This window comes from Corynebacterium sp. CCUG 51687 (assembly GCF_024453995.1).
In the GTDB taxonomy this organism is placed as follows: Bacteria; Actinomycetota; Actinomycetes; order Mycobacteriales; family Mycobacteriaceae; genus Corynebacterium; species Corynebacterium pseudogenitalium.
Genome location: NZ_JAGPYT010000004.1, coordinates 229,784 through 242,661, shown reverse-complemented (window position 1 = coordinate 242,661; position 12,878 = coordinate 229,784). Strand labels below are relative to the sequence as shown.

The 12,878-nt window shown below is 58.2% G+C and carries 9 protein-coding genes; 5 read left to right on the top strand and 4 right to left on the bottom strand.

Translation table 11 applies throughout. The features are described 5' to 3' along the window. Window positions 1–2 precede the first annotated feature (2 nt). From KBX13_RS06175 to KBX13_RS06165, 3 genes are all read right to left on the bottom strand, one after another. On the bottom strand, window positions 3–1,760 hold the full coding sequence (locus tag KBX13_RS06175) for an HtaA domain-containing protein (RefSeq protein ID WP_256000476.1): 1,758 nt from the start codon (window positions 1,758–1,760) through the stop codon (window positions 3–5). A gap of 664 nt (window positions 1,761–2,424) precedes the next feature. Then, window positions 2,425–3,078: a heme oxygenase (biliverdin-producing) gene (locus KBX13_RS06170; protein WP_256021258.1), complete on the bottom strand. Its 654-nt coding sequence runs from the start codon at window positions 3,076–3,078 to the stop codon at window positions 2,425–2,427. A gap of 102 nt (window positions 3,079–3,180) precedes the next feature. Continuing rightward, window positions 3,181–3,759, bottom strand: a complete 579-nt coding sequence (locus tag KBX13_RS06165; RefSeq protein WP_070479291.1) for a DNA-3-methyladenine glycosylase — start codon at window positions 3,757–3,759, stop codon at window positions 3,181–3,183. Window positions 3,760–3,907: 148 nt separating this feature from the next. Between KBX13_RS06165 and KBX13_RS06160 the strand changes: the two genes are divergently transcribed. Together KBX13_RS06160 and KBX13_RS06155 are read left to right on the top strand one after the other, a co-directional pair. Then, window positions 3,908–5,446 carry an FMN-binding glutamate synthase family protein gene (locus tag KBX13_RS06160; RefSeq protein WP_070362795.1) on the top strand — a complete coding sequence of 513 codons (1,539 nt, stop codon included), beginning with the start codon at window positions 3,908–3,910 and terminating at the stop codon, window positions 5,444–5,446. Window positions 5,447–5,485: 39 nt separating this feature from the next. Further along, entirely contained in the window at window positions 5,486–5,662 is a 177-nt protein-coding gene (locus tag KBX13_RS06155; RefSeq protein ID WP_168156190.1) for a hypothetical protein, read from the top strand. Window positions 5,663–5,665: 3 nt separating this feature from the next. Here KBX13_RS06155 and KBX13_RS06150 read toward each other — a convergent pair whose 3' ends face one another. Continuing rightward, window positions 5,666–6,466: an HAD family hydrolase gene (locus KBX13_RS06150; RefSeq protein ID WP_256000373.1), complete on the bottom strand. Its 801-nt coding sequence runs from the start codon at window positions 6,464–6,466 to the stop codon at window positions 5,666–5,668. Between the two features lie 405 nt (window positions 6,467–6,871). Between KBX13_RS06150 and KBX13_RS06145 the strand changes: the two genes are divergently transcribed. The 3 genes from KBX13_RS06145 to KBX13_RS06135 all read left to right on the top strand — a co-directional run bounded on the left by KBX13_RS06145 (window position 6,872) and on the right by KBX13_RS06135 (window position 12,842). Next, window positions 6,872–8,266 (top strand): glyceraldehyde-3-phosphate dehydrogenase, encoded by a 1,395-nt coding sequence (locus tag KBX13_RS06145; RefSeq protein ID WP_370687315.1) that lies wholly within the window; start codon window positions 6,872–6,874, stop codon window positions 8,264–8,266. A 223-nt stretch (window positions 8,267–8,489) separates the two neighbouring features. After that, complete coding sequence (locus KBX13_RS06140) at window positions 8,490–10,454, top strand: Rib/alpha-like domain-containing protein (RefSeq protein ID WP_256000375.1); 1,965 nt, start codon at window positions 8,490–8,492, stop codon at window positions 10,452–10,454. Window positions 10,455–10,466: 12 nt separating this feature from the next. Next, a complete protein-coding gene (locus KBX13_RS06135; protein WP_256021255.1) occupies window positions 10,467–12,842 on the top strand; it encodes a hypothetical protein in 2,376 nt (791 codons plus the stop codon). The last annotated feature ends 36 nt before the right edge of the window (window positions 12,843–12,878 follow it).

Sequence of the window (12,878 nt, the reverse complement as noted above, 5' to 3'; positions counted from 1 at the left end):
CCCTATCCAATGACCGCGAATCTGATGAGCGCACCGCCTGCGCCAAGCAGCGAGGCAATGAGCACCAAGAGCGTCGCGACGGTCGCGTCATCCCAACCATCCGCCCCTGTACGCGAATTGGGCGCGGTGTTTTTAATCTGGAACTTTCCGCCTTCTGGCTGATCAGAGGACGAAACAGTTGCGTCCCCCAAATGCTCGTCGAGAACGCTTCCGCGGGAAGGCGTAGACGAGGATGTTGTAGACTTCCGAAGTTTCGCTCGAGCGTCGGCCCCCGCCGCATTGTTGGATGGAGAGGACGCCCCTCCGATGGAGCCCTGGCCTTCGGCGCAGTTAGCCGATCCGCCGAGTTGAGCGGTGAAGTGAATTGTGTCGAGCGGATCGCCAGGAGGGTAGAACTGCCCAAACGCTTCCGAACCTGTGCTCGTAAGCGTTGCTTCTGCTGTACCGGTTACCGCAGAGTCGCTCACATCGAGGTTCGTGAAAGTGAGGTCTGCGATGGCGATGCGCCCGTAGTCGCGGGGGTCGCCTTCCATGGTGTTCGACGTCGCGTTGAGGATCAGCTGGCCGGTATTGCCGGAGAACTGGATTTCCATGTTGGAAAAACGAGTGTCCAATACGCCCCCGTGCCCGGTAAAACGGATCGAACCGGGGTAGAGAATGGACCCCGACCGCGTCGCAGAATCAACTGCTCCCGAATTGCCGTTGAAAGTAAAGGTGTTACCGCTGTCTCCAACGCCTTGGAGCTCCCACTTTCCTTTCGCGATATTGCCACGGATGTATGTACGGAACGACTGCCGGATTCCCCACTGTGCCTCAGCAGAGGTGACTCCGTGTGAGGTGCCAGCATCACAGACGGTATTTGAAGATGCATTACCGCCTGACGGGGCTGTGGCTGAGGCATCGCGATTGCTGTGGGCCGATGCGTTGCTCGATGGGGAAGTCGGCGCTGATGCTTGGTTGCGCGCCGGGGCCGTGTTGGCAGCCGAAGCAGTCGTCCCCGGCGCCGTCGAAGAGCGGTTGGGACGGGCTGACTGTTGCGACGATGTAGCGCGCTCGTGTAACGACGTTGCGCTTCGCAAGACCTTGTCGGCGTTGGTAAACAGCCCGTTGACCTCGATGAGCGTGTCGTTTACCTGTCCGAGCCAGAAAGCCGGTCCGCTTGTCGCCTTTGAACGTGTGGCGCCACTGTGCCCCTGAGCAGCTGCGTTGCTATTGTCTCCTGATGGGGACCCGAGTGTGAAGTCCGGGACTGGTCCGGCACCCGAAGCCTCCGTGAGTGAGAGATCGATACTGATCGGGTCGAGGGGCTCGCCTGCTTCGTAGAATCCGGCGAAGATAGTTTCCCCAGAAGCGGTAAGTGAGGTGTGGCCGCTTATTGTCACTTGGCTTGCGGTGAAGTCCGGTGCGGCGTCAAGGGTGATGGTGGCCAGTACTTCTTTTTGTCCTTCTTCGACAGGGCCCACAGCTCCTGCGCCGACATACTTCCGTGTGCTGTAGTCCACCCGGAGTTCTGCGTTAGTGCCGTTGACCACCAAGATCGGGTTGCTGAGCGTCAGCTCGAGAGAGCCATCGTGGCCACTGAAGTGGACTGAGCCGGTGAAGTTGAATTGTCCGGAGGATGGGCCAGTAATCGCGGAGGATTCGGCTGGGAATTGGAATGCCGTCCCTGAGCGAGTTGCCCCTTCATCTGTGGAGATGGACCCCTTGGCGACGCCAGTTTCGATGTACTTACGGAACGATTCCCGCACACCCCAATCCATTGTTCCCGTGGATACAGTGCGGTGTGACGCGGTTTGTTCTTGTGCCGGAGCAGAAGGAGGGGTAATGAGGAGCGGGCTGAACGCTGTTGCTGCAAAGCCAAGCATGCTGGCAGAAGCGGCCAACGCGCATACATAGCGGATAGACATAGTTCTTGAGGAATACTCTTCGTCGTCGGAATAAATGAGGGTAAGCTTACCTAATAAAAATTAGGTAAGCGTAGCCTTATGGAAGGGTGTTGTTGTGGTAGTGGATCAGGAGCCTGTAACCGAGCTCATACCAGTCGTCTCAGAGGTGCCTCGAGGGCGGTTCGCGCCGTGGGAGCGTGCACTGGCAGCTGTGATTGCTGGGATTGTGGTCTTTGGCGTGAGCGCCGGAAATGTGTGGGTAAGCTCCTTGGCCTGCTTGGGGTTAATTGTGCTAGTTCTTGCGCTAGCAGCGCTGCCGTCGCGACGTAGTTATCAGGCAGCACCACGCGGAGATCGTCGCTCCGGCCTTCTCGTTGGGGTGGTATGGGCTGGGGTGATTGCAGTCTCACTGATGGTGTTGTTTGCGGTGCCTGAGAGCTACACCCTTACCGGGGGCGTGCTTGCCGCCTTTGTGGCGGCAAGTGCCGTGTGGGGTGTGCTTGTGTATCTCGACAGCAGTGACGCCAAGTGTCGAGGGCTAGTCGAGTCGTGATGTGAGCTCCTGGAACACCGCTTCATTCAGCGTGAAGACGTGCTTTGCTGTCTCGATGAGTTGGGCGCGTTCGTCGTCGCTCAGTTGCATGGCGTCCAGGGATGCTTTGTATTGCGCACGATATGGCGGGATTTTCCCAATCGCGGAAAAGTCGTAGAAGTTGAGGGCGTTATCGCCGAGGTTGTATTCGCTGCGAAATACCCGGGCAAGCGCCTGACCACCAGCGATGTCGCCGAGGTAGCGAACGTAGTGGTGTGCTATCACTTCGGGGCCGTTGTTGGGGGTGAGTGCGTTGAGTTCGGCAACGTAGCGTGACGTTGCCTCGAGTGGGTGATGGTGATTTTGCCAATCCGCGCCGAGTAGCGCTGTGAGGTCGGCGGAGATTGCGTCTACCCGCTCAAGTCTCGGGTCGGCGATCTGGGCTACGGCATGGTGAGTGGCTGTGCGGCGCACCGCGGCTTCGAGTGCGGAATAGATGTGGAAGTACTGCACGGTGAGCTCGGCGACGGCTGTTGCGCTGAGCTGACCTCCGCTGAGGTTAGACATGAAGCGGGAGGTCTCGGCACTTGCGTGTGCGGCTGTGGTCTGCTCCTTCACGGCGACGGACAGTGGCATCTGTGCAGGGGCGATGAGGGTCATCGGTGACTCCGATCGTGTGTAGGTGGGGAGCGAGCGCTCCAAGCTGACGCACCAATAGTAAGGCAAGGCTTACCTAAAGAAAATCGCCCAAAAGTTTAGGATTTATGCCTTGTATTTATTGCTCGTTTTATAACCGCGTGGCGTGGAAACAGTTTTGTCTCCGGGGATCCAGAATCGCCAGGGGGCATCAGCATTCTTCGAGATGCCAATACGGGGGCCACAAACCCACTCCGGGGGAGCGGTAGGTGCGGTCAAAGAGACGGATTTATGGTTGTCGGTGAGTTCAAACCCCAACGCTTCGCCCAGGTTTCCGGGACCACGCGCCAGGTTGTCTTCTTCGATGGGAAGGCGGTCGGGTTTTTGGCGGCGTCGATAGGCGATATCGTGGCCTTCGATGACCCTGCCTCCGCGCAGTAGGCATCCCTGGCCGATGCCCTCCGGTGCGCACACAATGTTGACGTTGTGGTGAATGCCGTACGAAAGATACACGTAGAAACGTCCGGGAGGGCCAAACATCGCAGCGTTTCGTGCCGTTTTGCCGCGATAGGTGTGCGCGGCGGCGTCTTCCTCGCCGAGGTATGCCTCGACCTCGGTCAATACGATGCTGACCCCGCCATGAGTGAGTGTGCACCCGAGTAGTTTGGGCGCGACGATGTTTGCGGGGCGGGAAAAGTCAATCATGGCCCCACCCTAACGAGAGTTCCCCAATGGTGGTTGAACGAAAGGGGGAAACACCACATGAAGTGTGGCTGGAGTTTGTTTTGTTATTTTTTTGCGTACGGTGAACACAGGAACGCTTTTCTACACGCCACTTAGTCTAAGGAGCATCATGGCAGGCAAGCGCAACTGGGCAGCAACAGCGTCGATCGCGGCAGCGTTGGGGGTAGGAACTGTTGCAGCTGTGGATCTGACTCAGAAGAAACACTCCATTCGAAGAATTTACCCAGTCTTGGGGCGTGCGCGGTGGGCACTCGAGAAGATTCGACCGGAGCTTCAGCAGTACTTTATTGAGCGTGACTGGGACGGCCGCCCATTCGACCGCCGCACTCGTAGTCTCATCTACTCGCGCGCGAAAGGGCAGACTTCGACCACTGCGTTCGGTACGCAAGAAAACGTCTACGAGCAGGGACACCGCTCCCTGGTGCATTCGATGCGCCCCGTAGATATGCCTGCGGAGCCGCCGCGCGTGCTGATTGGAGGCCCGCAGTGCTCCCAGCCGTACAGTGCAGCATTGCTGAACATCTCCGCTATGAGCTTCGGCTCGTTGTCTGGGCGCGCCGTCGAAGCGATGAACAAGGGAGCCAAGTTGGGCGGGTTCTACCAGGACACCGGTGAAGGCGGTCTGTCCCCGCACCACGAAAAGTACGGCGGTGACCTGGTGTGGGAAATCGGCACCGGGTACTTCGGCGCACGCACCCCGATGGGGGGATTTGATGCAGATACCTTCGCAGAGAAGGCAAAGCGGCCACAGGTGAAGATGACGCTGCTCAAGCTCTCACAGGGAGCGAAGCCTGGTTTGGGCGGTGAGCTGCCAGCCGCGAAGGCGACGAAGGAAGTTGCTGAAATTCGCGGGATCGAGGAAGGGAAGGCGTTCACGTCCCCAGGTGCGCACTCTGAATTTGATACCCCAATCGGCCTCCTGCACTTCATCGACCAGATGCGTACCCTCTCCGGGGGGAAGCCGGTTGGATTCAAACTGTGCATAGGCTCTCGTCGGGAATTCCTCTCGGTGTGCAAGGCCATGCTCGAGACTGGCATTCTGCCTGACTTCATCGTGGTCGACGGTTCCGAGGGCGGTACTGGCTCGGCGCCGAAGGAGTTTGAGGACCACGTGGGCCTGCCACTCACAGAGGGCCTGACGTTCGTGAATAATGCGCTGGTGGGCTGCGGCCTTCGCGACAAGATCAAGATCGGTGCTGCCGGCAAGATCGCCGCCGGCAACGACTTGGTGCGTCGCATGGTGCAGGGCGCGGACTTCCTGCTGAGCGCCCGCGCGATGATGATGGCCGTCGGCTGCGTGCAGGCAATGGAGTGCCACCTCGGTACGTGCCCGGCTGGTGTCGCGACGCAAGACCCGTGGCGTGAGCGTGGCCTGGATGTCGAGGACAAATCAATGCGCGTGATGCGGTACCAGAAGGCCACCGTTTCGTCAGCGCTGCGCCTCATGGCCGCGATGGGAGTGCAAGATCCGAAGGACCTGCGCCCCGAGATGATTCGCTGCAACGACGACTACGGGAAACCCCAGACGTACCGCGAGCGCTACGAGTGGCTTCGCGACGGTCAGCTTGTCGACGGCGACGTCCCGGAGAACTGGCGCGAGGACTGGGAATCTGCGAACGCGGAGTCGTTTCTAGCGAAAGGGAAGTAGCGCTTCGCTTCGGCGTGGAAAATTTGCCACAATAGGGGCATGACCCTAGATGAATCACAACGCGCGAAGGAACTGGCCGAGCTTGAGGAACGCCTCGAGCTCGGCCGTAAGCACCACGAAGAACTCATGGCGCAGATGAAGGCGAAAGTCCAGGAGTTCGAAGAGCGCCAAGCTGAGCTTGAGCGAGCTATTGCGGAGCGCAAGTCCGCAAAGTAAGCGCTATTGCTCACTGAGCCATGCAGCAAGTCGATGCACTGCTGCATGCTCAGCGTTGGTTCCGATGACCTCGTCCGCCACCGTCTTAAGATCCGGGTGGGCGTTGCCCATCGCAACCGCTGTTCCAGCCGCCTGGAGCATCGTGTAATCGTTCAGGAAATCACCGATCGCGGCAGTTGCTTCCTGAGGCACGCCCAAGGCGTCCGCGATCGCCAGCAGCGCCTTGCCCTTGTCTGCCTCTGGGCTCATGATGTCGATCCAGTGCTGGCCACTAACTACGTGGTGCAGCCCAGGCGCGTGCGCCTGCACCCACGCCAGCGCGTCACGCTCTGCATCACCGTCCACGTAGAGCGCGACTTTCACGGGTTGTTCGAAGGGGACGTCGACAAGCGAATCCACGTTTGTGTTGGCGTGATAGTACTTTGCAATCTCCTGCTCGACTTCCTTAGATGCACCGCGCAGCGAGTAGGACTGCTCGGGGGTGCACAGCACCGCCGACGCTGAAAACGGCGCTGTTTCAAACGCGCGTAGAAACTCGCGTACTGGCTGCTCCGGCATGGCAGTCACGTCGATTATGCGGCCGTCATGGAAGACAACGGAACCGTTCTCCGCGATGAACGTGTGAGGCTGATGAGTGGTGAACATGTCACGAAGCGTCGCGAGCTGGCGTCCCGATGCCGGCGTGACCAGGACTTCGCGGTCGTCGGCAAGGCGAAGGAGCTCCCAGAAGGCGTCGGGAATGCGCCCGTGTTCGTCGAGCAGGGTGCCGTCCATGTCGAGGGCGATGATCTTCGGGCAAGGCATAGATTCGTTTCCTCCAATGCGTTGATGTACGTGCACAGGGTACCGAAGGTAGTTTCGCGCCAGCTTGTCGACGCCACGTTGGACAAATACCGCCATCCAGCACCGGGGGTGTGTTTTGGGGGTGGGGTGCGGGTTTACTTGGCGTTGCACTACAAAGCCCACCTAAGGCGACTGATGTAACCATATCTCGCGGTGCGGTTGGTTTAGCTGGAGTATTTGTAACAAAGATGGACCAATACACGCTACGATAATTCCTGTATTGGGGGTACGGCAGCTGTGTCATGTACCCCCAAGGCAAACGTTTCCCAATTGTTCAATTACCGCATGAAGAGGATGACTGTGTCTACGCCTACGAATACAACGCACCAACAGGACTGGAATCACAAGCTGACCCTGGCCCAGGAAATGCTTCCGCTCATCAGCCAGCTTCACCGTGAAAACAACGTTGTCACCTCGATTTTTGGCCGACTGTTGGTAGGTGTGACGGACATCGACATTATTAAGGCGCACCGGTACGCGCGTCGCATTGTGGAGAAGGAGCTTCCGCTCGAGGACACGTTGCCGGTGCTTCGTGAGCTTGTTCAGATGAACCTCGGCACGGCATCGATTGACCTTGGCCGTCTTGCCAGCGACTACAAGAAGTCCGGCGCGAGCGATCTGCGGGCCCACTTGAACGAGGCGCTTGCCGACGTCGTCGATACGGACTCGGAGCTCGAGCCACGCGATGTTGTGCTGTATGGTTTCGGTCGCATCGGCCGCTTGTTGGCCCGCATTCTGATTGCTCGTGAGGCGATGTACGGGGGAGCGCGCCTGCGCGCCGTCGTCGTGCGGAAGAAGGGTGACGACGACATCGTCAAGCGTGCATCTTTGCTTCGCCGCGACTCGGTGCACGGTCCATTTGACGGCACTATCACTGTGGATCACGAGAAGGAAGTCATCTGGGCCAACGGGACGCCGATCCAGATGATCTACGCGAACGACCCGGCATCCATCGATTACACCGAGTACGGCATCAACGATGCGATCGTCGTTGATAACACCGGTGTCTGGCGCGATGAGGCTGGGCTGAGCCAGCACCTGAAGTCCAAGGGCGTCTCCCGCGTTCTGCTGACCGCTCCAGGTAAGGACGATATTAAGAACATCGTCTACGGCATCAACCATGCTGACATTGCGGACGGCGACCAGATCCTGTCCGCGGCTTCGTGCACCACGAACGGTATTACGCCGGTGCTGAAGGTCATCAACGATCGCTACGGTGTGGTGCACGGCCACGTTGAGACAGTGCACTCCTACACGAACGACCAGAACCTGGCTGACAACTTCCACAAGGGGGACCGCCGCGGTCGCGCTGCTGGCCTCAACATGGTGCTGACGGAAACAGGTGCTGCAAAGGCTGTGTCGAAGGCGCTTCCCGAGTTCGAGGGCAAGCTGACCGGCAACGCGATCCGCGTTCCAACGCCTGACGTTTCCATGGCGGTGCTCAACCTCGAGCTCGAAACCGAGACGACAAAGGATGAGGTCAATAACTTCCTCCGTAAGGTCTCGACGGATTCTAACCTGCGCCAGCAGATTGACTACATCCAATCGCCTGAGGTTGTCTCGACAGATCTGCTCGGTACCACGCACGCTGGTGTCGTTGACGGGTTGGCGACGATTTCGGCCGGCAAGCACCTCGTGCTCTACGTCTGGTACGACAATGAGTATGGCTACTCCCACCAGGTAGTGCGAGTTGTTGAGGAGATCGCGGGTGTTCGCCCGCGCATTTACCCTGCACGGACCGTTCCGGAGGATCTGAAGTAGTCATTTCTTTTCATGCCCCAGGCTGCACAGGGCAGTTCCTGGGGCATGATGAGTTATTGGGGGTGTACGTTTTTGCGCTGGGAGTTCGCAAATTGACGTTCATACACTAAGTTAAAAGCGTACGTCTTTCGGTATGGGTGATTCGAAGAAGTGTAAGGCAGAGGCAATAGTGCGTCGAGGTAAGTGTAAAACCGGGCTCGCGGTCGCAACGGCGACTTCAATCATGCTTGCGTCCGCAGGTAGTGCTCCAACATATGCCCGTGCCGAGCAAGATTCTCCGGGAGTGATCGACGAAGTTGCCGTCGATACTTCAAACTCGCTGGGGTTTGAGGAACTTCCGGAAGGGAAAGCGAAGCGCTCGTACCTCTTCCTCGATACCGATGGTTCACCACTGCAGGACACCGAGGTACGGTTCGTGAGCCAGGACGGGAAGACTTCGCACGTTGCGCGCACCAACGAGAATGGTGCAGTTGCGTTTATCGTCGACCCAGGTTCGTACCGCTACCAAATCTATGGCGGAAAGGACCCGGAGAAACCGCGCTTTATTTCGGGTTGGATCACCGTCAAAGAAGACACGTTCATCATCACCTCGCTGAAGCTGCCTGCTGAGCAAACCATTTTCTATACATGGCCGAAGATTGACTTGAAGCCAGGTGAGCGCAAAGTGGTCATGCCAAACGAGGAGAATGAGACCGGTACCGAGTTTGAAAAGATCGGTGGGACTCCTGAATGGGTGACTGTCTACCGTGACGGCACGGTGGAGGTTGCACCACTCGAAACGACGAAGGCCGGTGTGTACACCGTCAAGATTCGCGCTTCGAACGCACCTGACTTTGCCGTCAGGATTGAGTTGCAGGAATCAGCTAGTGGCGCTGATCGATACGCCTTCAAGTATCCAACCAGCTACGTTCGTCCCGGTTCTGTCGGTTCAAGCATCACACCGAGCTTGACGCTGCGTAAAGACGGCTACGACTTCATTAACCAGCCGGTGCCTCGTGGGACGATGTTTGAGACTTCATACCCAGAAGCTACGATCGATAAGAACACCGGCGAGGTCAAGTACATCGCTTCGAGGGGCACCAAGGTCGGGGAGACCGTCAAAATTCCGGTGACCGTGACGATGCCCGACGGCAGCCAGCTGAAGACGGACGCCGCTTTTGAGGTGATCCCTCCGCTGCTCAAGACAGTAACGGACATCTCCTATGATGACGCCCGCGTGGCGCCAGGTGGAAAGTTCGTTGCAGATCTCAACTCCCGCGAACCGCTGCCCGTTGGCACCGAGTTCCGTTGGGACGCTAGAAAGAACGCTGACCTCCGCGGATGGAACGTCGCCGTCGACAGTGCCACGGGGGTCGTCGAGGCTGTGGTTCCCGAAAGCGTCGAGGATAAGGATTACAACTTACACATCCTGGCCAGCTACACGGATGGGTCAAGGGAGTACGTAACACTGCCTGTGCACATCGTGAACCAACTCAGCCCGGAGGAACTCGAGGCACACAAGCTGCGCTATGCACAGCAAATCGTGACCCCTGGTAAGGCGTTCACCGCTGAACCAGAGGGCGATCCTGTCTACGGCAGCGTGTTCTCCATCGAAAACGACGGTGGCATTCCGATCACCATTGACCGCGCGACAGGCCGCGTCACTGCAAAGATTCCGGCAGATACCGAGGCAGACAGCACCTACACCTCGAAGCTGCGCGTTGACTTCCCCGGTGGGCACCAAATCATCGAGTTGAAGGCAACTGCTAACTCGTTAGCTAGGAAGAACACAGTCGACTACGCTGTGCAAGAGGGCTTTGCCAAGCCGAAAGATCAGTTCTCTGGCGTCCACTATGGGCTGCCAAAGAGCTACAAGAACCAGGACGCGAACGTCGATATCAACCCGGAAACGGGCGAGGTGCGAGCTACGGTGCCACGTAGTCAGAAGCCAAAAGAGATTAACGTTCCTGTTGTTGTGACGTGGGAAGATGGCTCACAGCAGCTGATCGACCTACACGTTGTGCCTAAGCAAACAGCGACGCAAAAGGAGCTGAACTGGGAGCGCGTGTGGTGGATCGTGCCGTTCATGATCGCCGCTGAGGGCCTTGGTGTCTTACTCTTCTGGTTGTGGGACAGTAACAAGCATGTTCCGCCGTTTAATGCGGTGACGCATGCGTTGAAGAACGCCGGATTTAACGTTTCGGGATAAAGGACGAGAAAAGTGAAGATGAAACGAGCTCTTGCTATCGCGCTGTGCGCAGGCCTTGCCTTCGGTGGGGTGCAGCCCATCGCTGAGGCTGGCGTTCAAAAGAATCCCGGCGGCGTCTGGATCGAGAATGATTCGAAGACTGAAGGCTTTGCTACTTCGAACCTGGCGTACGGGTCGAAGCTGAACACGACGTTCCAGAATCCGCAGTCGGTCGGCGGTTTGCTCGAAAGCAGCCTGCAGACTGTCCTGACCGTCGACGGGCGACAGGTGGCGTTCCTTCCGACTGAGACGAAGTCTGACGTTGAAGAAAACGAGATCGGTTACAAGGTCATCCTGACGCACTACGATGCGAACACCGAAATCCAGATCACGCGCACGATTGAGATCGGCACAAATTCGATGGACGTGACGGTCGAGGCTACGAACAAGTCGAAGCGTGACCGCAAGATTGACATTGAGATGTTCTCTGCCGTGCCAAAGTATGCGCAGTATCAAGGTACCTACCGAGGCGGAAGGTTTAACTTCGGTCCTGCCGAAAAACCTGGCTACGATGTTTCGGTGAACTTCCGTGGTGCTGACGTCTCAAAGGCGGCGGGGCACGCGATCGAGTCTGGCGAAGCTAGCCGGGTGGGTGAAGTTGCCGAAGACGGCGCCGGCTACCAGTACGCGGCGTGGAACAAGGAACTACCAGTTCAGGGGACGGCGTCGGTTACCGCGAACATCTTCATCCAGACGCAGCCCACGGCGAAAGACACTGACCAGGATGGGCTGCCGGATGAGTGGGAGATGGTGGGGTTTACCGCTGCTGACGGGACCCAGCTTCCACTCGACAGGTGGGGGGCGAAAGTAGGACAGAAAGATCTGTTCCTGCAGTTGAACTGGATGAAGTCTGAGTGGGAGACGCTGAACTGCAACGAGGTGAATAAGTTCGGCGCGAACATCCAAGACTTTGAGAAGTTTGCGAAGTGCGCTGAGGCGAACGCGAACGTGTACCGGCCTTCCCGTGAGTCCCTGATGGAGCTGGAGGATAAGTTCGCTGCGCACGGGATTCGTCTCCATATCGATGCTGGTGACCTCTACACCTCCATCCCTAACTACGAGAACAGGCACGGTGGCCCAACGGAGGACTTCACCCCGCTGTACTTCGCGGATGGTATGTCGAAGCGAGACAAGCTAGGGCAAAAGCGCCAGGAGCTGCTCGGTACTCGTGAGTCGGTGTTCCGCGTCGGCATTATCGGCGACCAGATGGAGAAAGGCGACTGGTCGACGGGTACCGGCCTGGTCAACGACTCTGCGTTTTACGTGTCTTACCACGAGAACGTGACCAACCAAGAGCAGCTGCGAAACACCATCCTGCACGAGTTCGGCCACAACCTAGGCCTGACCCACAATGGCGCACTGTCGACGAACCCGGTGGATACCGAGGCGTATTTGCCGACGTACAAGTCGGTCATGAACTACCTCTACCAGTGGTCGCACTTCGACTACTCCGACCAGGCCTATGAATCGGTCCCCAAGACCGACAAGAGGTACCCGAAGGAGAAGTGCGAACAGGACGGCGTCGTCTGTTACGAGGGCGAGTACTCCGTGCCAGCAGACTGGGAGAACCTGAACCTCAAGGGTAAGTACATTGGCTCGGGCGAAGGCACGATTGGTACCGACGACATTCCGGAAACGGGCCACAACATTTCTGCTCGCGAGCTTGAAATTATCGCGGCGGATCAGAACCCTGGGAAGGCTGGTTTCCGCCTGGCTGGCGGTGAGGATGCAGCGGTGGTGACGAACCGTTCGACCGACGTACTGACCGGCGAGATCCGCAACCTCGGCTTGGACCCGCATACGTTCACGGTGTACGCCAAGTACCCAACGATCACGGGCGCGGAGCCTATCGAAGTGCGGGTGCCGGGACAGCTAGACGCCAATGGCGCAGAACCGTCCGCACGCGTGGAGATCCCGATCAAGAACGCTACCTCGCTGCGCGACTCGATGATGCCGCTTGAAATCCGCATCGTCAACAGCGAAGGCGAGGAAGTATTCAAGGAGGAGTACCAGGTCTCCGTTCTTGACTACACCGCGGAAGAGATGGAGCGCATCCGTAAGGAGATCGAGAAGGATCCAAACGCTAGTGACCGACTGAAGGAGTCCGCGCGCCGCATTCTGGACCCGAAGGCCGGGCGTCAGGCGCCGGAAGAGCCGGACCGTATTGAGGTGGAGACGCCGACGCCACAGCAGCCGCAGACCGATCCAGGTGTGAACACGGCTGGTCAATCGAACAAGTCGTCCGCGTCTGACAACGTGGGGATGATCGTCGGCATTATCGCTGCAGTCGGCGGTGTGTTGGCTGCGGCGTACGCTGCGGCATGGGCATCAGGTCTTCTGAAGTTCTAAACTTCTCTCTACAAAGGCCCCGTGGGAATTCTCCCG